This window comes from Candidatus Palauibacter sp., from assembly GCF_965208055.1.
Classification (GTDB): Bacteria; Gemmatimonadota; Gemmatimonadetes; order Palauibacterales; family Palauibacteraceae; genus Palauibacter.
This window is the reverse complement of sequence record NZ_CBDBNY010000004.1, coordinates 3,926,112-3,949,219: the sequence shown is the minus strand read 5'-3', so window position 1 is coordinate 3,949,219 and position 23,108 is coordinate 3,926,112. Positions and strand designations below refer to the sequence as shown.

The following is a 23,108-nucleotide window of genomic DNA, read 5'->3' as shown; positions in this document are numbered from 1 at the left end:
AGCGCTATGATCCGTCCCCCCGGGGCCCGCTCCCGCCGCTGCCCCCGCTCCCGTCGCTCCCGTCGTCCTCCTCGTCAGGGGCCGTCCAGAACTCGGGCGACTCCGGCGCGGCGGCGGCGAGTTCACGGCCGTAGAGCGCGGCGTTGAAGAGGATGCGGAAGTTCCCGAACGGCTGTCCGCGCCACTGCGGCCGCATGCCCAGCAGCACGACCCGTCCCTCTCCGTGCGCCACTTCGACCGCCGCGGCGTAACCCGCGAGGTGTTCCGCTCCCAGCAGGTATCCGGACAGGAGCGGCGACCCCTCCTCCGCGTACTTCGCCATCACGCGTCCCTCGAACCCTTCCTCGGTCGTGAACACCGGGCTCTGCCCGACGACGACCGCCGCCCGCTCCGGCATCCCCGCCATCACCGGATGCGAGGGATCGACGATCATCTCCACGATCGAACCGCTTTGGAAGTAGTCCCCGCGGCTGAGCCCCGCGACGACGTTGCGCACCGGCAGGTGCAGTTCCTCGATCGCGAACAGCGAACTGCGGTTCAGGGTGACGAGCGTGCCGCCGGCCCTCACGAAGGCGTCGAGTCGGCGCACGCCTTCCGGCCCGAGCCCGCCCTCGTAGCGCGGCGGCACGGAACCCTTCGCGAAGCCGTTAAGGATCTGGCCGCGCGAGATGTCCGCAAACAGGATCACGTCGTAACGGTCGGCCAGGTCGCCGGCGAGCACGTCCGCGTTGCGGAGGCTGGCGAAGCGGAACCCGTACCGCTCCAGCGCCCAGCGCGTCCAGCCCTCGTCCATGCTGGCGTTCCAGGGGCGGTAAAGGCCGATCCTCGGCGCGCGCAGATTCACATTGCCCGAGCCGCGCGTCGCCTGCAGCCCCAGGTCGCGGACGAGTTGGGCCTCGCCCGAAAGCCCGGAGATCGCGTACCGGCCGCCGGTCCCCGATTCGCCGTCCGCCCCCGGGGCCCCCGGCGCCCACGAGACGCGCGCCCCCTCCGCCCATGCCCGGTTCACCGCCTTGAAGGCGTTGTTCTGGGCCGGGTCCACGACGAGTTCCGATCCGCCGCCCGTGACCCGCCCGGGAGGCGGCACGATCGCCGCCGCCACCGGATGCGAGTCGAACCCGACGCCGAAGGGCGAATCGAACGGCGAGGCATCCTCCACCTCCGCATCCCACGCGAGCGCCTCGCCCGAGAGCGGCTCCAGCGCGTCACGGACGTCCGACCCGAGCGGGGACGTCGCCTCGATCACCCGCACCCCCATCTGCAGGGGCAGCGTCCACCCCGAGACGTCGTAGGGCTGATCGGGCGGTCCCTCCGGGTATTCCCGCAGATCGGGATAGTCCTGGAGGACGAACAACTGGCGCACGAAGTTGGCGAACTCCTGGTCCATGCGGATGACCCACGTGCCCGCCGGATGGTCCAGTCCCTCGTGGCTCGCCGCCCGCGCGAGGCGGTCGATCTCGATCCCGTTGAACGCGAGCCGGCGCAGCAGCTCCACGGCCGCGACGGGGTCCCGCTGGTCCTGCGGCACGAAGTAGGCGTACGGCGGACCCTCCTCGTACTGGGCGATGATGTCGCGGCCCGCCTGGTAGCGGTTGTAGAGGAGGTCCGTCCGGTACTTCGCCGCGACATCGAGCACCGAGATCGACGCGGTGAGCATGTAGTCGACGGCGTCCCTCAGCCGCCACCAGCCGCCTTCCCACGGACTGGAGTAGAGCGACTCCGGGCGCAGGTCCCGGTCCGAGGGCGGGAAGTCGCCGATCGTGTAGAAGCCCGGCGTCGCGTACCGGTAGAGCGCCGTCTCCGTGAGGAACGACACGACGTTGTGGAAGTTGTGCGCGTGATCCATGAACCCCGGATACCAGTTGTCGAACCCGGTGCCCATGTGCGTCGCGCCCCGCTGCCCCCGCTCTTCGAGCGCCTGCGACATCGCCATCCCGATCAGGTTCACCATGCGCCACATGAGCGGGTGTACGTGCGGCGAGATCGGCTCGGCGAAGGGCGGGATCCAGATCCGCGTCGGGAAGGGCGAACTCTGGTGGTGGTTGTAGAGGATGTGGGGTTCCCACTCGCGCGCCACGCGGGTCGTGTACCGGGACTCGATCTGGTTGATCATGTAGCCGTCCCGGTTGTTGTCGTGCCCGATGTATTTCTGGTAGAGGAAGGGTGCGGGCGCGACCTCGTACGGCGTGCCCACGTTCGAGTCGTACCAGTCGGCGATGAGCGTCTGCCCGTCGGGGTTGATCGAGGGCCACAGCAGGAGGATGACGTTCTCGAGGATCGCCGCGATCTCCGGGTCCGCGTCACCCGTCACCAGGTCGTAGGCGAGCTGAATGGTGTGCTGCGCGTGCGCCACCTCCGACGCATGGAGGCCCCCGTCGATCCAGACCAGGGCTCTCCCTTCCGCCGCGAGCTGCCGCGCCTCTTCGTCGGTCAGTCCGCGGGGATGCGCCAGCCGCCGCGCGATTTCCCGGTGGCGGTCGAGGTTCGCGAGGTTGTCCGCGCTCGAGATCAGCGCGAGGTACACCGGCCGGCCGAACGACGAACGCCCGACTTCCCTGAGTTCCAGCCGGTCCGTCGCCGCGTCGAGCGCCTGGAAGTATTCGATGGAGGTCTCATAGGTCGCGAGCCGGAAGTCCGCCCCCACGGCATGCCCCAGCACCGACTCCGGCGTCGGGATCGCACCCGGCGCCTGCGCCTCGGCCTCCGCCGCCCCGACCCCGAGCGCCAGCAGCGCGATGAGTGTCGTACGAGCCGTCATCACTCCCCTCCTCCCGGGTCATGCCGAAACAGTTCATCCCCGGATCCACCACGAGCCGGGCCGCGAGGAAGCTCTCCAGGATATGGAAGCCGTACTCGCTGTGCAGGTCCTCGTACACGCCTGGCTCGAAGGCTTACCCGGCCAGTCGCGCGTGACCTGCACGCCAGTGGCCACCCAGGTACGCGATGTACCGGATGTCCAACTGGTCAACCATGTGGAGCGCATGCTCCAGGAGCCGTCGTCGCGTCATCGGCTCGCCCCTTCCTGCCCAGCCCGGCACGAGCAGATCCGCGCGCTCGTCGAGGTCCAGCTTCTTCATCATCGACCTCCCTCTGGTTGCGCGACCCTCCCGGGGCTGATGATGGGCCGGACGCCGGCAGCTTCGATTCGGGCCATCTCTTCTCTGTCGTCGAGGGTCACGGCGGTCACCGGGTGGGGCGACCGCGATCCGATCTCTGCCAGTCGACGATCCGCCGTCACCAGGACCGAGTCCGTAAGCTTCGCGCACGCAATGTAGAAGCAGTCGTACACCGGGTGCCCGGCTTCCAGAGCGATCCCTACCGCTTCGCGCACCAGTTCTGCACCGGGGTGAAGAGTCATGACTTCCGACAGCTGCGCGATTTGGTCGATGAACGGCTCCGCCGAGGCAATCTCGCCGCGGCGCTGCTTCTTCCAGATCACGTTGGCGCACTCGGGCAGCATGAGGTCCGGGGCGTGCCTTTCGAGTCGGGGGGCTGTCAACGTGAGGGCCTGGCTGCGCCCTTCCTCCTCGACAAACCATTTCACGGCGACGCTCGCGTCCACCGTGACTCTCACCGAGCCCGATCCTCCCTGACCAGGGCCGCACTGTCCGTCTGCCGCGTGCCAACCGTCGCCGCCGCCAACTCATCGGCTCGCGCGAAGAACTCGGCCGCGCGCCGAGGCTTCGACGCTTCCCTTCTTAGCACATGCCGGATCTCCCCCTCGAGCGAGCGGTCGTTTTCCCTCGCCTGTGCCTTCAGCCGCGCGATGACGCTGTCGTCCAGGTTCCTTACGGTCAGGTTTCCCATACTCCGATACGCTCCAGGTTCGACCTCTGATATCGTAATGATGGCGTAGTGCATGCAGATGTCAACTGGAGTTGCGAAGGCGATGCGGGGCTGGGCGAAACCGCCCTGCGTCAGCGGCCTCCGGCCTCGATCTGCGGGACGTCTTCCTCCGTCTCCTCTTCATGGGGGCCGAAGCGGACGAGGAGGCCGCCCAGGAACGACGTGATCAGCCAGATGAAGAGGACCGCCGCGGTGAACTCCTCACCGTCGATGACACCCGTGATGCCGCTCACCATCGTGCAGAGCCAGAGGGCAAAGTTCTGGAGTTGGAAATCGAGCTGGTCTCCGCGCCTCATGCTCTGCACCGCACGCAGCACGAGGTAGAGCGCGGCGGCGCCGAAACCGAGGAACGCGGCCGACTCGGAGACGGTCACGAGGAAGCCGTACGCGACACCGACGGCTCCGCCCGAGAGAATGCGCAGGGGAGAAGGCGAACTCGACTTGCGGGTGCGCTTGCGGAGGGCCGCCGGAGGCTGCGGGACCGCCGGAACGCCGGGTTCCGGAGCGGGAACGGGCATCTCCTCGGCGATGAACTCCGCGATCGCCGTCCGCGTCGCCCGCACGTCGATCCCCGCCTCGGCGGCGATGCGCTCCAACTCCTCGACGCTCAAGGTGTCGCCGCGCGCGTCGATCTCGGCCGCCCGCTGGAGAATGAGGGAAACCTGCGACGTGGTGAGCTTCAGCGGCGGGTCGGTCATGCGTCAGCGGCCTCCGGATTCGAGCTGTGGAACCTCTTTCTCCGGTTCCTCCGGCTCTTCCTCACGGGGGCCGAAGCGGATGAGGAGTCCGCCGATAACCGAGGTGAGGATCCAGCAGAGCAAGGTCAACATGAATCCCTCAGGCCCCAGCGCGGCCGCGATGATCAGCGTCGACACGAACCAGAGGATGAAGTTCTGGAGCTGGAAGTCGAGCTGGCTGCCGCGCTTCATCGCCTGCACGGCGCGCAGTATGAGGTAGATCGCCGTGCCGCCGGATCCCGCGATGGCGCCCCCGAGTGAACTCGCGAAGAGGAATGCGAAGGCCACGCCGACCGCCCCGCCCGCGATGATGCGTCCGGGAGAGGGGGAGGCCGGGTTTCCGGTGCGCGCCGCGGGGACCGCCGGAGGTCGCGGCTCCGGAGCGGGCACCGGCGTCTCCTCCGCGACCAGTTCCGCGATCGCCGTCCGTGTCGCACGCGGGTCGATCCCCGCCTCGCCGGCGATGCGCTCCAACTCCTCGACGGTCATCGAATCGCCGCGGGCATCGATCTCGGCCGCCCGCTTCAGGATCTGCGAGACCTGTGAGGCGGTGAGCGTCGCGGGCGGCTCGCGGGGGGCGGGCGGCTCGCGGGGGGCGGGCGGCTCACGGGGGGCGAGCGGTTCGGTCATGCGTCACGCCTCCTGAAAGGCCGTTCAGGACCGGCGGGGAGTAGTCCGGCGCCGGCGCCGCTCATGGCACGCCTCCCGTGAGGATGGTGGCCAAGCTGGACGGATCCAGATTCCCCCCGGACACGATGCAGACAATTTTGTCCCCCTTCACCGCGCCCGACAGGGCGGCCGCGACGGACGAGGCGCCCGCTCCCTCGGCGACCACGCGGTTGCGGGTCGCGAGCAGTCGGATCGCCGCCGCGGTGTCTTCGAGCGCGATCTCGGCCGAGCCGGCGAGCAGGTCGCGTGCCAGTTCCCACATGGCGGGTTCCACGTGCGGTCCCCCGATGCCATCGACGAACGAGGGCGTATAGGAGATCGAGACGGCCCGGCCCGCGCGCAGCGACTCCGCGAGCGGCGCCTGACCCGTGACCTCGGACGCGAAGACGGGAACGTGCGGCGCGACGGCCCGCATGCCGGCCGCGATCCCGCATGCGAGGCCGCCTCCTCCGAAGGGGACGACGACGGCGTCCACGTCGGGGAGATCCTCGACCAGTTCGAGCGCGATGGTGCCGTTCCCCGCCATCACGTCACGGTCCATGAAGGCATGCACGAACCGCCCGCTCATTCCATCGAAGCGGTGAGTGCGGAACACCTCGAACCAGGAGGCGACGGAGGTCTTGACGGCCGTCGCGCCGAGGCGGGCGATCGCGTCCAGCTTGAGCCGCGGCGCCGTCTCCGGGACGACGACCGAGCACGGGACGCCGAGACGGCGCGCGTTCCAGCCGACGCCCTGCGCCATGTTCCCCGCGCTCGCCGTCCATACCCCCGCCGCCAGCTCCTCGCGCGGAATCAGGCCGATCGCGTTCGCGGATCCCCGGATCTTGAACGATCCGATCGGCTGCAGGTTTTCGAGCTTGAGCCAGATCTCGGGCCCCTCGTCGACGCCGAGGCGGAGGAGCGGCGAGCGGAGGGCCGCCGCGTAGACCCGTTCCCGTGCCGCCTTCATCTCCGGCAGCCCCGGAGGCTTCACGCGGTGAGGCCCGCGACCGCCCGCGGCAGGCTCGCGAGCGCCCGGTCGAGGTCGGCCGCGAGATCCTCCGTCGCCTCCAGTCCGGTGGAGAAGCGGATGAGGGCGTCCCTGATGCCGGCCTTGGCCCGCTCCTCGGCGGACATGCCCGCGTGGACGGCGGCGGCGGGCCTCACGACGAGCGACTCCGGGCCCCCGAGACTGGCCGCGACCATCGGGATCTCCAGCGCGGACATGAAGGCCTCGGCCGCGTCGGTTCCGCCCTCGAGTTCGAACGACATCATCCCGCCGAAGCCGTCGAACAAACGGGCGGCGCGCTCGTGCTGGGCGTGGCTCTCCAGCCCCGGGTAGTGCACGACGGACACGGCGGGGTGGGCTTGGAGGCGCGCGGCGAGCCGTCCGGCCGAGGCGTTCTGCTCGCGGACGCGCACGCCCAGCGTCTTCAGCCCGCGCTCGAGCAGGAACGCCGCATGCGGGTCGAGAGAGCCGCCAAGATGGTCCTGCATCACCTTCACGCGGCGCACCAGGTCGGCCGGCCCGGCCACGCTCCCCGCCACGATGTCGCTGTGCCCGTTCATGTATTTCGTGCAGCTCTCGAGGACGAGGTCGAAGCCGATCTCGGCCGGCCGGAAGTTGATCGGGCTCGCGAACGTGTTGTCGATCATCGTCACGAGTCCGTGCTCGCGCGCGAACGCCACCACGGCCTCGAGATCCGCCACCTGCACGAGCGGATTCGTCAGCGTCTCCACGTACATCGCCCGCGTCGTCGGCGTCAGCGAGGCGGCCCAGCCCGACGGATCCTGCGGGTCGATCACGGTGTGCCCGATCCGGAAGCGCGGCAGGTCCTGCTGCAGCAGGCTGGCCGTGCCGCCGTACAGCGTGTCCTGCACGAGCACGTGGTCCCCGGAGGAGAGCACCGTGAGCAGCGACCCCGAGATCGCCGCCATCCCGCTCGCGAGGGCGAGCGCCGCCTCCGTCCCCTCGAGCGCCGCGATGCGCTCCGCCAGCACGCGATGGTTCGGCGTCGTGCTGAGTCGGATGTACCCGATGTCGTGGTAGTCCTCGCCGCGAAGCTCGTAGTTCGCCGTCTGGTAGATCGGCGTGACGACGGCCCCCTCGGGCCTCGGCTCCTGCTCGCCCGCGTGCACGGCGTCGGTGGACGCCGCCCTTCCCGTTCCCGGTGTTCCCGGTGTTCTCGCCGTTCCCATCATTCGTCCGTATCTCCTGGAGTCATCCAAGGGCCAAGCAACAGGCCGTACAACAGGCCATACAACGAGCCATGCAACGCGCGGCGACGTTCCCGCGGGAACGTTTTGCCGCGCGCGCGAGCGCTTCGAACGGGGGCGTCAGTCCCACATGACGCGGTGGATACGCCACCCGGTTTCGAGCCGCTTCCACACCTCGAGAAACTTGCCATCGAGTTCGACATCGTCGGGACCGCGCACCCGGTACGTCCCGTTCGCGAACGCCAGGTTTCCGTCCACTTCGATGTCCTCGATCGTGAACCTGGCCTCGCGCAGCGGCGCGGAACCGGCCAGCGCGCGCACGATGGCGTCGTGCCCCCGCACCGCCGGCTCCCCGGAGGGCAGACGCACCGCGTCCGGCGTAAAGACGTCGACGACGGCCTCGCCGGGCGCTCCCGCGATCAAGGAGGCTTCCCAACGCCGGGTGACGCGCTCGATCTCCGCTCGCACCGCCTCGACGGCGACCGCCCCGCCGGTCTCGCCCACCTCCGGCGTCCGGCCTCCGCACGCCGCCGCCGCGACCAGGCCGCCCGCCGCAAGGATGAACCGAAACGTTCCTCTTGCGGGCCGTATTCTCTTCATGGGTCGGTATTGTATCGGAGGCCGCGTGCCGCGGCGACGCGCCCGGCTTTCGGGTTCGCGCGCGCCGCCGTAGGATGCCCGTCGCGCTTAGGGATTGTTCGCGCATCGCCGGCCGGCGATGCCGCGCTTGAACCTGCTTGGAGGTACGAATGAAGAAGATGTTCCGCGCCGTCCCCTGTCTGGCGATCGCCCTCGGCGTCGCCCTTGCTTTCGCCACGGCCGGGGAGGCCCAGGACCGGCGCATGAGCCCGCGCGGAGAGGCCGCCACCCAGGTCGGAGGCTCGGTCAACGACGAAGGCGGCTACGAGGGCGGCTCCTGGGTCGTCGTGACGTACGGCCGCCCCATCCTGCGCGGCAGAGACCTGTTCGGATCGGGCGATGAGTATGGGCAGCAGTTCCTTCGCGGAGCGCCGCTGTGGCGCGTCGGCGCGGACCAGTCCACGCGCTTCATGACCGAGGTGGACCTCATGTTCGGCGGCGAGCGGCTGCCGGCCGGCGAGTACAGCGTGTTCGCGGAACTCACCGAGGCCGAGTGGACGCTCATCTTCTCGAACTGGGGCGCGAAGGACAACTTCCGCGAGGAGAACCCGGACGCGCTCTGGGGATCCTACGGCTACACGCCCGACCGCGACGTGCTGCGCACGACGATGGATGTGGACACGATCATGATGTCGGCCGACCAGCTTACGATCTCGTTCATGGACATGACGCAGGAGGGCGGCGTGTTCACGATCTGGTGGGACGACCAGGTCGCGACCGTTCCCTTCCAGGTGGCTCGCTGACCCCTCCTTGAGACGCGGAGATTGTTGAATATCGGACGCCAGGAGTTCGATATTCAACAATCTTCCGATCTGAAGCCTCTGCTGTCGCCGATCAGGATGTCGTGGCGGAGTAGCGGCGGAACCATTCCAGGGTGGACAGCATCTTCCCGATGTGGTGGCTCGGGCGGCGCCGGATGCCGTGCGGCTCGCCGGGGAAGCGTACGAGCGACGTCTCCACTCCGAGCAGCTTGAGCGCCTTGAAGTACTGCTCGGATTCCGACATCGGCGTGCGCCAGTCCTCCTCGCCCGTCACGATCCGCGTCGGCGTCGTCACGTTCTCGACCACGCTCAGGAGCGACCGCGACTCGTAGTGCTCCACATGGTCCCAGGGGAAGCCCGGGAACCAATAGTTGACGCCGTAGGCCGCCATATCCGCGGTGAGCACGAAGCTGTACCAGTTGATGACGGGATACCACGACACCGCGGCGCGGAACCGGTCCGTCCGGCCCACGAGCCAGGCCGTGAGGACGCCGCCCCCGCTCCCGCCCACGACGTAGAGCTGCTCGGGGTCCACGTAGCCGCGGTCGATGACGGCGTCCACCCCCGAGACGAGGTCGTAGAAATCGTCGCCGGGGTACGCGTGGTGGATCAGGTTCCCGAACTCCTCTCCGTAGCTCGTGCTCCCGCGCGGGTTCGTGTAGAGGACGACGTACCCCTGCGCTGCCATGAGCTGCTTCTCGAGGTCGAAGCGCGCGCCGTAGTTCGAGAACGGTCCCCCGTGGATCTCGAGGATGAGAGGATATTCGCGGGACGGGTCGAAGCCCGGCGGCTTGATGATCCAGCCGTGGATCGGCCGGCCGTCATGGGAGGACTCGTACCGGATCTCCTCGACCTCGCCGATCTCGCGCTTGGCCATCAGGTCGTCGTTGATCCCCGTGAGCACGCGGACCTCGCTCCCGGGGCGACCCGTCGCGACTTCGGAGATGACGGCCGGCGTGGTGTAGTTCATCGCGAAGCTGCCGTCGTCGGCCACGGAGTACGTCGCTCCGGCGTAGGCGCGGCCGACCCCGCCGACGTTCGCGGTCAGCACCCGGTGGCCGCTCCCGTCGTCGTCGAGGCGGAAGAGCGCGAGCTTCGTCATCCCCTTGTCGTCGTACAGGGCGTACAGGCCCGACCCGTCGGGAGTCCACGCGGCCCCGTAGACCTCGCGGTCGAGACCGTCGGAGAGCGAACGCGGGTCGCTCCCATCCCGGTTCATGACGTAGAGCCGTGTGAGCTGGTAGCCCTGGAAGCGGTCGTCCATGCCGAAGTAGGCGATGTGGCGGCCATCGGGAGAGACGATCGGCCGGTCGTCCGGCCCCCGGCGATCCGTGAGCTGCGTGGCCGTGCCGTCGGCCACGGAGACCTCGAACACCTCCGTGTCCGCCACGAACACGCTTTCCGTGTCGCCCCCGCGGGGGTCGCGCGACATGACAAGGCCCGCGCCATCCGGAGTCCACGAGAAGTGCGTGCCGCCGATCCCGTTCCCGGCCCAGTGGCCGTCGCCGCTCGTGATCCGGCGGGCCGTTCCGCCTTCGGACGGGACGACGAAGACGTGGACGAACCCGTGCGGGAGATCGCCCAACTGGTCGAAGCGGTACACGAGCCGTTCGACGACCTGCGCGGGCTCGGCCCACTGCGCGCCCTCCGGCGGGGTCGGCATCCCCCCGATCGTCGGCGCCGGCGTCGGCACCAACTTCCCGAACGCGATCTGCGTCCCGTCGGGCGACCATGCGAACGACCGGGGCGGCTCGGTTACGTTCGTGATCACCGAGGTCTCACCCGAATCCATCCAGCGGACGTGGATCTGCGCGCTCCCGCTCCGGTTCGAGATGAAGGCGAGCCGCGTACCGTCGGGCGACCAGCGGGGCGAACTGTCGTTGAAGTCCCCCGTCGTGAGAGGCCGGTGCCCCGACCCGTCCGAGCCCACGATCCAGAGGTTCGAGAAGCGGCTGTCCGTCATGATGTCGGCCCGCTGGCGAACATAGACGACCCGGTGCCCGTCCGGGGAGATCCGCGGGTCGCCCGCGATCTCGACCTCGAAGATGTCCTCCATGCGAAGCGGCCCGGACTCGGCCCCCGCCTGCCCCGCCGCCGGAGGAGCGGCAGAAAGAAGCGCGAGGCCGGCAACGAAGACGACGAAAAAGGAGGAGACTCGGATACTGCTGCGCCGGGCGGTCATGACGTTCTCCGTGGGATCGGGTCCGCGCTGGCCGGGAACCCCCGGATCATATCAAAAAAAGGGCCGCCCGTCGCCGGGCGGCCCTTTCTGAACTCACCTTACGCCTGGTGGCGGTCGGCAAATCACGCGACTCGGGTCACGTTCTCCGCGGCCGGGCCCTTTGTCCCGTCCGTAACGTCGAACTCGACGGCCTCGCCCTCCTTGAGGGTCCGAAAGCCATCCGCCTGAATCGCCGTGTGGTGTACGAAGCAGTCCTTACCACCCTCTTCCGGGGTAATGAACCCGAAGCCCTTCTGGTCGTTGAACCACTTCACGGTACCTCTCGTACGCATTTCCTACTCCTTCGTTAGTCATGTCGGAGTTCGGGAAACCCGTCGCTGCCGACCGCTGACCTGTTCGACGCGGTCTCCCCCGCGCCAGGGTCGTGGCACTCGCCACGCAGAAAAAAACCAAAGAAACTAAAGAAAAAGGGGCGACCCGTTGTTGAGAGGCCCCCCCGATCCTGCGATCCTGCCTTCTCAATTCAGCCGTACCCGGCACCGCCGGGCTCGTCCGAACGCGCGCAATGATCGCCTCTCGTACCCGAAACGTCAAGGGGGGCACCGATATCAGCCCGATATCAGCCCGGTGTCAGCCGGGTGTCAGTCGGTCTCGGTCCCCACGCGGAGGCTGCGCCGCTCGAGCAGAAGGACGTCGCGCCACTCGCCGTGGAGCCTTCCCAGCCGCTGGCGCCGCCCCACGCGGCGGAAGCCGGCTCGCTCGTGGATGCGGACACTCGCGACGTTCTCCGGGAAGATCCCCGCCTGCAGCGTCCAGAGTCCGGCCCGCTCGGAGGATTCGACGAGCGCGGTCAGGAGCCTGAGGCCGATTCCGCCCCCGCGCGCGTCCCCGTCGACGTAGACGCTCACCTCGGCCACGCCGCCGTACACGCAACGCCCGGAGACCGGAGCAAGGGCCGCCCACCCGACGAGGCGCCCCTCCCGCTCGGCCACGAGCCGACAGCTTTCGATGTGACTCGCGTCCCACGCTTCCCAGCCGGGCGCCTCCGTTTCGAACGTCGCGTCCCCCGTCGCGATCCCCTCTTCATAGATCCTTCGCACCGGACCCCAGTCCTCGGGACGGAGCGGGCGGATCCGGAGGATGTCCGGACGCGTCAACCCGCCATCATCCTGATCATCCGGCGGTCTCACGCTGCGGTCCCACTCGGCGGTCTCACTCGGGACGACGTCTCCACGGCGGGTTACTGGGCTTCCGAAAGAACCCTCTCGACGAGCGCCGCGGTTTCCGGCTCGAAGGGGTGGAAGCGGCCGCCCCAGTACCCCCGAATCAGACCCTCCGCGTCCACCAGCAGCGTGTGCGGCACGCCGGGGTAGAGATCGAGCGCCTGCGTGAGTCCGGAACCATCGCCGAGGAAGTTGGGATAGGTGATGTCGAACTCTTCGAGGAATCCCTCGACGAGCGCCACGTCTCCCTCATCGATGGAGATCCCGACCACGTCGAGGGGATCCGCCGCGTACCTGGCGTGCATCTGCTGCAACTCGGGCATCTCGTCGCGACAGGGGATGCACCAGGTCGCCCACAGGTTCAGGACGACGACCCGGCCGCGGAACTCGTCGAGATCCGCGGAGCGGCCGTCGAGGTATGTCACCTCGAGCGCCGGAAGGGGGCGATACGAGGCCGGCGCGCTCTCGGCCGGCGCGCTTTCGGTGGGCTCCGGGGCCCGCGCGGTGTCTCCCGCCGCTCCGGTGCGCTCACCCCCGCGGCAACCGGTCGCGAAAGCCGCCACGGCCAGGGCCGCCAACACTGCGCGCCTCATCGGTTCGGCTCCAGATTCCATCGCATGCTTCATCTCGCGTTCATCTCCCGTTCATCTCTCGTTCGAAATCCAGGTTCGTGGGTGTGGGGAAGACGCCGGGCGGGCGAGCGTACGGCTGGTCCGTGATGACGACCTCCGGCTCCGTCGTAAGCGGCACATCTTCGGCGACCGCCTCGAAGGAGAGGTCGTCCACCCACAGTTCTCCATCGCCCGTGATCATCGCCCCGATGAGGATCGTAACGCCTTCCGGGGGGATGTCCACCACGATCTCGCGTGTCTCCCAGTCCTGCGTTCCCTCGACGCGCCGGTCCTCGCTGTTGTCCAGCGCGAGCATGGCGTACTTCCCTTCGAGGATGCCGTCCACGCGCACCCAGAGGCCGCCGGAGTCGACGTCGTCGGCCCGCAGATATCCGCACAGGCGCATCCGCTTTCCGCGGTAGGCGATGGCGTCGACGAGCTGCACGCTCGCGGCCCACTGGCTGCGGCGCCGGTTGCCCCGCGCCTCGAGCCGCATGCTGGAAGACCCGGAATGGGCCACCTCGGGGTCTAGCCTGAGGCGATAATCCGCGGCGTCCTGTCCGACGAGGACCCACGCGTCCGGCATCTGCGCGGCGAGTTCGCCGGCAGCGGCCCCCGCCAGCGCTCCGAACGCGACGATCGACGACGACGCCAGCCTCCGAGCCGCGGTCATCGCGGGATGAGCCAGAAGCCGGTCTGGCGGCCGTCGATGTACCATGTGCGCTCGCCGTCGAAGAACGCATCCTCCTCCAGCATGATGCGCACCGTCTGTCCGTCCCATTCCGGGACCGGGACGGCCGCGTTGAGTTCGATCGAGTGCGCCGTGTTCGGGAAGAGCGGATAGTCGCCGCGCCCCGGCACGCCGCCCTGGTTGTCCCAGAGACCGATCGTGGGTCCGGCGCCATGGCCGTGGAAGCCGATCGGGTGCGTGTAGATCGTCGCGTCGATCCCCTCGGCCCTCGCCTGCTCGAGCGCGCCCGCGAGGATCTCGTTCCCCGAACGCCCCTCCGCGAAGTTCTCCGTGAGGATGTCCTGGAGGCGGTTCCCGGCCGCCAGCGCGCGGACGAGGCCCTCGGGGGCCGCGTCCTCTCCCGGCTTCAGCACGTAGGCATGCTGCTGCGTGTCGGTGTTCAGCCGCAGGTACTTGATCCCGAAGTCCACATGCAGCAGGTCGCCCGGGCGGATCACGTTCTCGTCCGGACGGGCGGAAAAATCCCCCTCCCCTTCCCTCGCGCCCCCCGCCTTCTCATGGCGCTGCACGGACACGCTGGGCTGGAACCAGGTCGCGAGCTTCAGTTCGAGGATCCGTTCGCGGTACCACCACACCACATCCTCGGTCGTCGTCACGCCCGGCTGAATCACCTTCGCGCTGAAACCTTCGGCGATGATCCGGTGCGCGATCCGGACGATCTGGGGATAGACCTCCATCTCCTCGGGCGTCCGCGCCTCCAGCCATCCGATCGCGAGGCGCTCCGTCCCGGCCACCCGCTCCCGGTACTTCGCCGGCAGCGCGGCCATCAGCGCGTCGTACTCCGTTCCGGTGAGCCCGTCCGCCAGCGCGAAGGTCGAGGAACGGTTCACCGCGATGCGCTGCGGGTCGCGTTCGGCGATGACCTCCGCCACCCGCCCCCACTGGTCGGGCTCGCTGTCCGGATCCCAGGCGCGCGGGAAGGGACCGATGTCGTACCGGGCCACCGCGAGCCGTTCGAGCGGCTGCCCCGGCCCCCGGTCGTGCAGGATGAGGACGGTGCGGCGGCGGGCGGCCATGTACGTGGAGGGCAACATCGTCTCGATGACCGGATCCTCGTTGTATTCGCGCGCGGCGACGATCCAGAGGTCCACGCCCTCGCGCCGCATGACCTCGGGCGCGACGGTCTCGAGCCGCCTTTCAAGCCAGCGGTCGATGACGGCGGCCCGCTCGCGCAGCGGGAGGATGACGGGCATCGCCCCAGCCGTCCGCTGGGCGTCCGCGAACCCGTCGTGCGGCGGGTGGGCCGACTGCGCCGCCTGGGCCGTCGCCTGCGACGGAGCGAGGGCCGCGGTCAGCGCGAGGAGCAGACCGGCCGGCTGCGCCCGGGAAGCTCTGGAGCCTGGCCTGGAGCGAAATGTCGAAACGCGCATCTGGAATCTCCGTTGGAATGCGGGACGGTCTGAACTTACCGAATCCGCTCGCGCGCGGGAGAGGGTTCGGCGGGGAGCGCTCGGGCCGGCGCATTCGGGCGGGGCGCGCCCGGGGGCGCGGAGAGAGCGCAGCCGGTGGCGGCGGTGGCGGAAACGGTCCGCGGCCCGCCATCGTAGGATCTTCCAGCCCCGGACACCGGAGGTATGCCCGATGAAGGACTTGGATTCGGATCTCCTGCCCGAACTCTACTCCCGGCAGGAATTGGACAAGGCCCGCCGGCGACACCGAATCGTCGGACGCATCGAGGGAATCGCGGCCGCCGTCGCCGCGGGCACGATTTTCAATTTCCTGGGCTGGATTCCGACCGTCCTCGTGCTCGGCGTCGCCGGCTACCTCATCTACCGCTTCGTCCTGAAGCCCCGGAAATCCTCCAGATCATCCGCGACGGGCGAGGAAGACCTGACGTAGACCCGCTTCGGGTCGTTCGGGCCCGTGCCGACTTCGCGCACCAGCCCGCGTTCGACGAGCCGGGCCAGGCGAGTCCGCGTGGACCGGGTGGAGAGACCGATCGCCTCGGCGACCTCCTTCAAGCGCCTCGTTCAGCGCCAGGCGGCGAGGAGCACCGCCTGCCCGATGAGGGCGACCCCGTTGTAGCCCAGACTCAGGAAGAAGATGCCCGGCTTGCGCTGCTCGTAGGCCACGCCCTGGTATCCGACGTTGAGGACGAACCCGATCGTGACGAGCAGTCCCACATGGACCCCGACCATGGCGCCGGAGCCCTCCATCACGGCGAGAAGCTGCGCCAGGACGTAGGCGGTGACGAGCGAAAGGACGAAACTCCCCCCGTGCGTCTTCACCGGGTTGAAGTCCTTCTGGATCTCCTCGGCGGTGGTCTCCATGAGCGAGAGCCACTGCTTTCCGAAGATCGGGCCGTACCACAGGAAACCGACGACCAGCGGGATGATTCCGGCGACCAGGACGGCGAGCCAGTTGACGTCGTGCACGGTCTATCTCCTTTGGAGCGGAAGATGGATCGCCGACGGGCGGGCGGCGGCGTGGTGGATGGTGTTTTTCGCCGGGACCGTGCGCGTGTGGCGTCCGAGCGGTTCGCCCGTGTTGGGGTTCACGTCGAAGCGGGGATAGTTGGAACTCGAGATCTCGAGCCGGATTCGGTGGCCGGCCCGGAAGAGGTTGGCCGTCGGGAAGAGCCGGATCTCCATTTCGTAGACCTCGCCGGGCGTCATCGGCGTCTCCCTCTCGCGGGAATCCCGGTAGCGGGCGCGGAGGATGCCGTCCGTGATGTTGAGGTCGAATCCCTCGGGATAGTCGTCGTTCGGCGGATAGACGTCGACGAGCTTGGCGGTGAAGTCGGTGTCCGGGGCGCTCGACGAGGCCCACAGCGTGACGGTGACCGGGCCGATGACCTCCACATCCTCGGCCAGGGGTTCGGTCTCGAACACGAGGACGTCGGGCCGGTCGGCGGTGCGGCGGCCGTCGACCTCGGAAGCGAAGAAACCGTTCTCGGAGCCGCCCTCGAGCGACCGGAAGGTGCGCTCGCGCTGGTCGTAGCCGCCCCGCTTGAGCGCGCCGGAGAAGGCCCCGCCGATCGTGGGTACCGGGTGCTCGGGATCGTAGGTGTAGGCCGTCGATCCCTCGTCCGCGCCGGGCGCCGCCCGCGCAAGTCCGCCGCCCGCACGGAGGTAGAAGGGCGTCGCTTCCGTATCCTCGATCGGCCAGGTCTCGGCCGTGCGCCACTCGCCGCCGTGGAAGAGGCGCCCGTTCCCGTCCCGGCGGCCATCGCCGCCTCCCATGACGAAGATCGTGACCGGGCCGGCGGCTTCGCCCGCCAGCCTCTCGTCGCTCGCGAACAGGTCGTTCGCGACCTGCCCGCGGAGGTGCCGGTCGAACCAGCGCAGGTGGAACTCGCGCGAGAAATCCTCGACCGCGGCCTCGGCCCCGAACTCGATGTCGCCGGCATGGGAGCGGCTGTTGCCCCCATGCGTCCACGGACCCATGAGAAGCGTCATGGGCGACGACTTCCGCCGCGAGAGTTCGACGAAGCTCTGGATCGTGCCCGGGGCGTAGGAGTCGTACCACCCGCCCACATGCAGCATCGGGATGTCCGACGTCTCGCCGTAGTACTCGACCCAGTTGCGGCCGATGCCGCGGAAATAGTCGTCGTAGTCGCCGTGGTTCTGCATGGTGAGGTAGTAGTCCTCGAAATTCGGCGCGACGGAGAGCGGGTTCTCCCCCTTTTGGAAGGGCGTGTCCGGGAACCAGTCAGATGGCGGTTCCTCGGCGAGCCGGAGGCGGATCTCGGGGTCGTCCGCCACCGCCGCGAGCTGGAGGTGGGCCCAGCCGAGTTGCTGGCCGAGTTCGAGCGCGCCGTGGTTGCGCACCTTGTGCGTCCAGGAGTCGGAGAGGCCTCCCATCGTGAGCACGAGCGTTCGGAGCCCCGGCGGGTTCAGCTTGGCGGCGTCGGCCTGCGTGTGCGCGCCGTAGGAGGTGCCCCACATGCCGACGGATCCCTCCGCGTAGTCGAGCCCGGTGATCCACTCGATGGTGTCGTAGCCGTCGGGCGCGTCGAACTCGTGGTACTTCTGGAACGTGCCCTCGGAGGCGTAGAGCCCGCGCGTGTCCTGCAGCACGACGACGTAGCCGTGGGTCGTGAACCAGCGCGCCTGGTCCACGAGTCCGCGCGAGGTCTTGTCGTACGGAGTCCGGTGGAGGAGGACGGGAAACGACTCGGCGATGGGTTCGTATTCGCGGGAGGGGCGGTAGACATCGGTCGCGAGGCGGACGCCGTCGCGCATCTCCACCATGAGATCGGTCTCGACCTGGAGCGCGTCGTACGGGCCGCGCCCGGCCGCGTCCGCCGCCGCATACAGGGCAGCCTGTGTCTCCTCATTGGAGCGGGTCGCGTCGCCGCAGGCCGCGAGCCACAGCGCGCCCAGAAGCGCGACCCTCGCGCCTCTCACGCGGGGACTCCAGGGGGGCCCAGGGTGGGGCCTATGGTGGGGCCTCTGGCGGGGGCGCCGACCGGGGCCGTCGAGAGCGCGTCCACGAGGTCGCCGATGTGGCCCAGGTCGTCCACGCGTTCGAGCCGGTCCAGCGCCTCATCGATCCGCGCGTCGTCCATCACCAGGCTCGCGCAGTCGCGGAACTTGCCGTGCAGTTCCTCCCGGCTGAGCGGCCGCTCCGGTCCGCCGGGATACGTGTCCGCCTCGGCGCGAAGCTCGGTTCCGTCACGGAGCCGCACGTCGATCGCGCTCCGCATGCGGTCGTAGCCGCGGGCGTCGATCTCCTCGTCGAACTGGACGGTCACGCGGTCCATCATCTCCGCCGCCTCGTCGGAGAGGACGAAGTCGTCGTGAAACTCGCGGATCCCGGCCCGTCGCCGCAGGACGATGCTGGAGAGGACGAAGGGGATGCAGAACTTCGCCTCGAGTTCGTTGTGCGGGCGCGGATACCGCAGCGGGTTCAGGATGTTGTGCCCGGCGCGGAAGGTCATGTGCGCGATGTCGTCGGGCGCCAGGTCGTGTTCGGTGACGAGTTCGAGCATGGCGGCCATGCTGGGGTGGCCGAGGCTCCCGGACGGAAACGGCTTCACGGAGACGCCGGGGTCGAGCAGGGTGTACGGCGAGCCGAGGGCGCCGACGAGTCGCTCGGCCTCGAAGCCGCCGCCGAAGACGCGGAAGAAGCCCCACGGCGCCTCGAGCGCGTCATGCCCGGCGGTGAAGCCGCGGGCGGCGAGGTCGACCGCGAGGATGCCGTTCTCGGCGGCGCGCCCCGCGTGGAGCGGCTTCGTCATCGTGCCGAACCCGAGCCGGATCCCCGACGAGAGGCTGGCGGCGATCCCGAGCGCCATGGCGAGGTCGTCCGCCTGCAGTCCGGCGAGTTTCGCGGCCGTCGCGCAGGCGCCGAGCGTCCCGATCGTCGCCGTCGAGTGGAAGCCCTCCATGTAGTGCCTGGGGTCGATCGCCTCGGCGATCTTGCACTCCACCTCGAACCCGATGAGGAACGCCTCCAGGAACTCGGCTCCGGTCGCCCCTTCCCGCTCCGCCATCGCGTATCCCGCCGACAGCGGCGCGACCGTCGGGTGCGTGAGGAGTCCGAAGATGCGGTCGGGCGCGTTCGAGAGCTGCGTGTCGTCGAAGTCCATCGCGTGGCCCGCCGTTCCGTTGGCGCGCGCCGCGAGCGACGCCGGCGCGCGCACGTCCGGCGGACCCAGGATCGTCGCCTGCGCGTTCCCGCCCTGCGCCGCGATCTGGTCCTGGACGATGCGGGAACAGGCGTCCGTCGACCCGGCGAGGATCACGCCCGTCCCATCCGTGACGCAGCGCCGTCCCTCGGACAGCAGCCGCTCCGGAAAGCCGTCCATCGTCGTCTCGAGTATGAAGTCGATGACCGCACGCGTCGCGCTCACTCGTATTCCTCTTGCCGGGGTTCGTTTTGTCGGGGTTCGGTTTCCAGCGGTTCGTTGTCGTGTGTGTCGGGTCCGGGTTCGGCCGCTCGCGTCCTCCCGGAGATCAGGCGGCCGCGGACCGCCGGGGCCGCGAAGCTCACCGCCGCCAGCAGGAGCAGCACCAGGCTGATCGGACTCTCCAGGAAGATCGAGTGCGACCCGGAGGACAGACTCAACGCCCGCCGATAGTTCGTCTCGATCATGGGACCGAGGATGAGGCCGAGCACCGCCGGCGCCAGCGGGTAGCCGCCCCGCAGCATAGCGAAGCCGACGAGCCCGAAGAAGAGGGCGGCCCACGCATCCGCCGCGTTGCCGCGCAGGGAGAAGGTGCCCACGAGCGAGATCGCGACGACGAGCGGCATGAGGATCGACGGCCGCAGCCGGACCACGCGCGTCCACAGGGGGATCCCGAGGCGCCCCACGGCCAGCATGAGCAGCACCGCCACCACGAATCCCGCGTACAGCGCGTAGACGAGTTCCGAGCGCTCGGTCATGAGCAGCGGGCCCGGTGCCACGCCCTGCACCGTGAGGCCCCCGAGGAGGACCGCGGCGCTGGCGGAACCGGGGATCCCGAGCGCGAGGAGCGGGATCATCGCGGCCCCCACGCAGGAGTTGTTCGCGGCCTCCGGCGCCGCGATGCCCGCGGGCACGCCGGTCCCGAACCGCTCCGGCGTCTTCGAGACGCGACGCTCCTCGTTCCAGGCCACGATGGAGGCGATCGTCGCCCCGGCGCCGGGGATCGCGCCGATCAGACCCCCGATGGCGGATCCCCGCAGAATCGTGCGCCACAGTCCGAACAACTCGCGGGCCTTCGGGAGGGCGCCCGCGATGCCGCCGCCGGGGGGCGTCGACCTGCGCCGGCCGGTCACCGCCGCCAGCGCCTCGGCGATCGCGAAGAAGCCGATCAGCATCGGGACGAGCCCGAGACCGTCCATGAGCGCGTTCGTGCCGAACGTCAGCCGAGGCGCCCCCGTGAGCACGTCGAGTCCGACGACGAAGAAGAGGAGCCCGAGGAGCGCGCTCACGACCCCCTTGAACGGGTCCTTTCCCACGAGGTTTGCGACGATGGAAAGCCCGAACACGCCGAGCCCGAAGTACTCCGCCGGGCCGAAGGCGATCGCCGCCCGCGAGAGCGGCCCCAGCGCCAGGACGAGGAGGACGGTGCCGAGGAGCCCGCCGCTCATGCTGGAGAAGAGGGAGATCCCCAGGGCGCGTCCCGCCTCGCCGCGCCGGGTCATCGCGTAGCCGTCGAAGGTCGTGGCGAGGGCGGGCGAACTCCCCGGCACGCCGATCGCGATCGCGGTGATCGAACCGCCATACTCCGCCGCCATGTAGATGGAGACCATCATCAGGAGCGCCGGCGTCGGGTCGAGGGCGAAGGTGACCGGGAGGACGAGCGCGAGGCCCACCGTCGAACTCAGCCCCGGCATCGCGCCCGCGAACACGCCGAGCAGGCTTCCCGCGAGGAGGGCCGCGAGGTTTCCCGGCTGGAGCGCCGTCAGCAGGCCGTCGAGGAAGGCGGACACGGGCGGCGGCTCAGAACCCGGACGGGAGCGGCACGCCGAGCGCCACCATGAACACGAGATAGATGAAGGCGGCGAAGACGAGCGGCACGGAGACGAGCGCGAGCCGCGAGCGCTCGCCCGTCAGCCACATCAACCCGGCCACGAGGAACGGCACCGACACGACGGTCCCGAGCCGTGGCCAGGCGAGGAGGAAGACGGCGATCCACGCGGCTCCCAGCCCCAGACGGGCGCCGCGGCCGGCTCCGGGGCCCGCGGAGACGTTCCCGCGGGAACGTCCCGAGGCCGATTCCGGCGGCTGTCGCGCGGCCCGGACCGCGAGCCAGGCCGCGCAACCCATGAGCAGCACGGCGAGCAGCCGGGGGAAGAAGGCCGGACCCGGCGCCCCCTCGGCCAGCGATCCCGGGTAGAAGCGCGAGTCCAGCAGAACCCCCGCCGCCACGACGGCGAGCAATCCGGCTTCCGCGAGCAGGCGCAACCGCGCGGCCCCGCCCGCGGAGGAACTACTCATCCAGGATTCCCAGCCGCCGCAGCACGTCCCGGCTCGTCGCCACCTCCTCGGCCATCCAGGCGCCGAACGCGTCCGCGTCCGCCATCGTCGCGTATTCCAGCGCGGCCCGCTCCATGTATTCGCGGAACCCCGGGTCCTCGATCGCGGCCATCAGCCGCGCGCGGATGTCGGCGCGGATCCCCGGATCCAGCCCCGGCGGTCCCACGACGCCCCGCCAATGGACGGGCTGGAGGTCGTATCCCTGCTCCGCGTAGCTCGGCGTGTCCGGCAGCGCCTCGACGGGCAGCGCCACGCCCAGCACCCGCATCGTCCCCGCTCTCAGGTGCTCGCGCACGATGTTGTAGTTCGTGTGCGCCGCGTCCGTGTGCCCGCCGAGCGCCGCCACCACCGCGTCCGCCGACCCCTCGTACGCAATCCAGCGGACATCCGGGTCGCCCGCCGCAGCCCTCAGACGGGCGAAGCCGAGGAAGTGGGCCGACGCCGCCCCGAACCCCGCCATCGACACCTCGCCCGGCCGGGCGTGGGCCGCCGCGAACAGGTCCCCGAGCGTGCGGAAGGGACTGTCCTCCCGCACCGCGATCAGGAAGGGGTCGATCTGGATGCGGAGGATGGGGGTGAAGTCCTCGGGAGAGAACGGAATCCGCCCGGTCGCCATGTTCACCGTGCCGCTCGCCGTGAAGACCCCGAGTACATGCGGATCGCCTTCCCGCCCCTGCAGGTACTGCATGCCGGCGGCGCCCGCCCCGCCCTGCCGGGTCATAACCGTGACGCGCCGACCCTCGAAGTGCGGGGGCGCGGCCTCGGCCAGGGCCCGCGAGAGGAGGTCGGTCGGTCCGCCGGGTGTCGCCCAGGAGACGATCTCGATGGGCCGGCTCGGGAACGCCGCCTCCTCTCCGGACGGCGAACAGCCGGCGGCCGCGAAGACCGCCGCGGCCCACGCGAGTCGACGTGCGGATGATGGAGCGGACCATCCTCTGACATTCATGGAGGGAATGTGACGCCTTCGTCGAGGACAGGCCACGGGAGCCCGGGACCGGGGGGAGCCGGTGGCCAAGATCCGACCGCTTCGGCGCGAGAGCACGGATCTCGAGGAACGGCTGGCGGATCTGGAGCGGCGAGGGATCCTCACGCCCCGTCCGAAGCACCGGAAGCCCCTCGAGCTCGGTACGCCGGTGCCAGGTGCCCTTGAACGCTTTCTGGCCGACCGGGGAGAGTGAGCGCCGCCTATGTGGACACGTCCGCGATCGTCTCGATCGCTTTCGTCGAGGCGGGCGCGGACGAGATCGTCCGCCGGTTGCGGGGATTTCGGGATCTCATGTCATCCAACCTCCTGGAAGCCGAACTGCGATCCGTCTGCGCCAGAGAGGGACAGCCCTTTCCGAAGGATCTGGTCGCCGGGTTCAGCTGGATTCAGCCGAGCCGGCCTCTGTCGCGAGAGATGCGGGCCGCGCTCCGGGCCGGCCATTTGCGGGGCGCGGATCTCTGGCACGTGGCGTGCGCCCTGCACGTGGCCCCGCGGCCTTCGGCCATCTCGTTCATCACGCTCGACGAACGGCAGGCCGAGGTTGCGGCGACGCTGAACTTCCGGCTGGGGTAGGACCGGCGGGCGCGGATCTCCCGGAC

General features: G+C 69.6%; 26 protein-coding genes. 4 read left to right on the top strand and 22 right to left on the bottom strand.

The features are described 5' to 3' along the window. Nucleotides 1–4: 4 nt before the first annotated feature. From ACOGXI_RS17380 to ACOGXI_RS17340, 9 genes are all read right to left on the bottom strand, one after another. Nucleotides 5–2,758: a M14 family metallopeptidase gene (locus ACOGXI_RS17380; RefSeq protein WP_419940064.1), complete on the bottom strand. Its 2,754-nt coding sequence runs from the start codon at nt 2,756–2,758 to the stop codon at nt 5–7. A 133-nt stretch (nt 2,759–2,891) separates the two neighbouring features. Further along, nucleotides 2,892–3,077: a hypothetical protein gene (locus ACOGXI_RS17375; RefSeq protein WP_419940063.1), complete on the bottom strand. Its 186-nt coding sequence runs from the start codon at nt 3,075–3,077 to the stop codon at nt 2,892–2,894. After that, nucleotides 3,077–3,574, bottom strand: coding sequence for a type II toxin-antitoxin system VapC family toxin (locus ACOGXI_RS17370; RefSeq protein WP_419940062.1), 498 nt, complete (start codon nt 3,572–3,574; stop codon nt 3,077–3,079). The genes ACOGXI_RS17375 and ACOGXI_RS17370 overlap by 1 nt, the downstream gene beginning before the upstream one ends. Next, a complete protein-coding gene (locus tag ACOGXI_RS17365; protein ID WP_419940061.1) occupies nt 3,571–3,807 on the bottom strand; it encodes a FitA-like ribbon-helix-helix domain-containing protein in 237 nt (78 codons plus the stop codon). The genes ACOGXI_RS17370 and ACOGXI_RS17365 overlap by 4 nt, the downstream gene beginning before the upstream one ends. Nucleotides 3,808–3,917: 110 nt before the next feature. Continuing rightward, a complete protein-coding gene (locus ACOGXI_RS17360) occupies nt 3,918–4,544 on the bottom strand; it encodes a hypothetical protein (RefSeq protein ID WP_419940060.1) in 627 nt (208 codons plus the stop codon). Nucleotides 4,545–4,547: 3 nt separating this feature from the next. Beyond that, nucleotides 4,548–5,213: a hypothetical protein gene (locus ACOGXI_RS17355; RefSeq protein WP_419940059.1), complete on the bottom strand. Its 666-nt coding sequence runs from the start codon at nt 5,211–5,213 to the stop codon at nt 4,548–4,550. Between the two features lie 61 nt (nt 5,214–5,274). Beyond that, on the bottom strand, nt 5,275–6,201 hold the full coding sequence (locus ACOGXI_RS17350; RefSeq protein ID WP_419940058.1) for a threonine ammonia-lyase: 927 nt from the start codon (nt 6,199–6,201) through the stop codon (nt 5,275–5,277). Nucleotides 6,202–6,221: 20 nt separating this feature from the next. Then, nucleotides 6,222–7,433 carry a trans-sulfuration enzyme family protein gene (locus tag ACOGXI_RS17345; RefSeq protein ID WP_419940057.1) on the bottom strand — a complete coding sequence of 404 codons (1,212 nt, stop codon included), beginning with the start codon at nt 7,431–7,433 and terminating at the stop codon, nt 6,222–6,224. A 135-nt stretch (nt 7,434–7,568) separates the two neighbouring features. Continuing rightward, entirely contained in the window at nt 7,569–8,048 is a 480-nt protein-coding gene (locus tag ACOGXI_RS17340) for a YybH family protein (protein WP_419940056.1), read from the bottom strand. Between the two features lie 149 nt (nt 8,049–8,197). Here ACOGXI_RS17340 and ACOGXI_RS17335 point away from each other — a divergent pair, with 149 nt between their 5' ends. Next, a complete protein-coding gene (locus ACOGXI_RS17335; protein ID WP_419940055.1) occupies nt 8,198–8,830 on the top strand; it encodes a DUF2911 domain-containing protein in 633 nt (210 codons plus the stop codon). A gap of 91 nt (nt 8,831–8,921) precedes the next feature. Here ACOGXI_RS17335 and ACOGXI_RS17330 read toward each other — a convergent pair whose 3' ends face one another. From ACOGXI_RS17330 to ACOGXI_RS17305, 6 genes are all read right to left on the bottom strand, one after another. Further along, nucleotides 8,922–11,030 carry a prolyl oligopeptidase family serine peptidase gene (locus ACOGXI_RS17330; protein ID WP_419940054.1) on the bottom strand — a complete coding sequence of 703 codons (2,109 nt, stop codon included), beginning with the start codon at nt 11,028–11,030 and terminating at the stop codon, nt 8,922–8,924. A 122-nt stretch (nt 11,031–11,152) separates the two neighbouring features. After that, nucleotides 11,153–11,362, bottom strand: coding sequence for a cold shock domain-containing protein (locus ACOGXI_RS17325; protein ID WP_310757173.1), 210 nt, complete (start codon nt 11,360–11,362; stop codon nt 11,153–11,155). 309 nt (nt 11,363–11,671) lie between these two features. Next, nucleotides 11,672–12,187 (bottom strand): N-acetyltransferase family protein, encoded by a 516-nt coding sequence (locus ACOGXI_RS17320; protein WP_419940053.1) that lies wholly within the window; start codon nt 12,185–12,187, stop codon nt 11,672–11,674. Between the two features lie 83 nt (nt 12,188–12,270). Beyond that, a complete protein-coding gene (locus tag ACOGXI_RS17315) occupies nt 12,271–12,846 on the bottom strand; it encodes a TlpA family protein disulfide reductase (protein WP_419940052.1) in 576 nt (191 codons plus the stop codon). Between the two features lie 40 nt (nt 12,847–12,886). Next, complete coding sequence (locus ACOGXI_RS17310; protein WP_419940051.1) at nt 12,887–13,537, bottom strand: hypothetical protein; 651 nt, start codon at nt 13,535–13,537, stop codon at nt 12,887–12,889. After that, nucleotides 13,534–14,985, bottom strand: coding sequence for a M24 family metallopeptidase (locus ACOGXI_RS17305; protein WP_419940050.1), 1,452 nt, complete (start codon nt 14,983–14,985; stop codon nt 13,534–13,536). The genes ACOGXI_RS17310 and ACOGXI_RS17305 overlap by 4 nt, the downstream gene beginning before the upstream one ends. Before the next feature lie 211 nt (nt 14,986–15,196). Here ACOGXI_RS17305 and ACOGXI_RS17300 point away from each other — a divergent pair, with 211 nt between their 5' ends. Further along, on the top strand, nt 15,197–15,454 hold the full coding sequence (locus tag ACOGXI_RS17300; protein ID WP_419940049.1) for a hypothetical protein: 258 nt from the start codon (nt 15,197–15,199) through the stop codon (nt 15,452–15,454). Here the strand turns inward: ACOGXI_RS17300 and ACOGXI_RS17295 are convergent. Genes ACOGXI_RS17295 through ACOGXI_RS17265 form a run of 7 tightly spaced genes read right to left on the bottom strand, consistent with a single transcriptional unit; the run spans nt 15,385 to nt 22,470 of the window. After that, nucleotides 15,385–15,576 carry a winged helix-turn-helix domain-containing protein gene (locus ACOGXI_RS17295; protein WP_419940048.1) on the bottom strand — a complete coding sequence of 64 codons (192 nt, stop codon included), beginning with the start codon at nt 15,574–15,576 and terminating at the stop codon, nt 15,385–15,387. The two genes, ACOGXI_RS17300 and ACOGXI_RS17295, sit on opposite strands and share 70 nt — an antisense overlap. Before the next feature lie 9 nt (nt 15,577–15,585). Beyond that, a complete protein-coding gene (locus tag ACOGXI_RS17290; RefSeq protein ID WP_419940047.1) occupies nt 15,586–15,990 on the bottom strand; it encodes a DUF1761 domain-containing protein in 405 nt (134 codons plus the stop codon). A gap of 3 nt (nt 15,991–15,993) precedes the next feature. Beyond that, entirely contained in the window at nt 15,994–17,964 is a 1,971-nt protein-coding gene (locus ACOGXI_RS17285) for a CocE/NonD family hydrolase (RefSeq protein ID WP_419940046.1), read from the bottom strand. Then, nucleotides 17,961–19,412: an MmgE/PrpD family protein gene (locus ACOGXI_RS17280; protein ID WP_419940045.1), complete on the bottom strand. Its 1,452-nt coding sequence runs from the start codon at nt 19,410–19,412 to the stop codon at nt 17,961–17,963. The genes ACOGXI_RS17285 and ACOGXI_RS17280 overlap by 4 nt, the downstream gene beginning before the upstream one ends. Then, a complete protein-coding gene (locus ACOGXI_RS17275) occupies nt 19,409–20,977 on the bottom strand; it encodes a tripartite tricarboxylate transporter permease (RefSeq protein WP_419940044.1) in 1,569 nt (522 codons plus the stop codon). The genes ACOGXI_RS17280 and ACOGXI_RS17275 overlap by 4 nt, the downstream gene beginning before the upstream one ends. Before the next feature lie 10 nt (nt 20,978–20,987). Further along, complete coding sequence (locus ACOGXI_RS17270; protein WP_419940043.1) at nt 20,988–21,485, bottom strand: tripartite tricarboxylate transporter TctB family protein; 498 nt, start codon at nt 21,483–21,485, stop codon at nt 20,988–20,990. Beyond that, nucleotides 21,478–22,470, bottom strand: coding sequence for a Bug family tripartite tricarboxylate transporter substrate binding protein (locus ACOGXI_RS17265; RefSeq protein WP_419940042.1), 993 nt, complete (start codon nt 22,468–22,470; stop codon nt 21,478–21,480). The genes ACOGXI_RS17270 and ACOGXI_RS17265 overlap by 8 nt, the downstream gene beginning before the upstream one ends. 61 nt (nt 22,471–22,531) lie before the next feature. Here ACOGXI_RS17265 and ACOGXI_RS17260 point away from each other — a divergent pair, with 61 nt between their 5' ends. Continuing rightward, nucleotides 22,532–22,702 (top strand): hypothetical protein, encoded by a 171-nt coding sequence (locus ACOGXI_RS17260; RefSeq protein WP_419940041.1) that lies wholly within the window; start codon nt 22,532–22,534, stop codon nt 22,700–22,702. Beyond that, a complete protein-coding gene (locus ACOGXI_RS17255; protein WP_419940040.1) occupies nt 22,699–23,082 on the top strand; it encodes a PIN domain-containing protein in 384 nt (127 codons plus the stop codon). Before ACOGXI_RS17260 ends, ACOGXI_RS17255 begins: the two co-directional genes overlap by 4 nt. Nucleotides 23,083–23,108 lie beyond the last annotated feature (26 nt).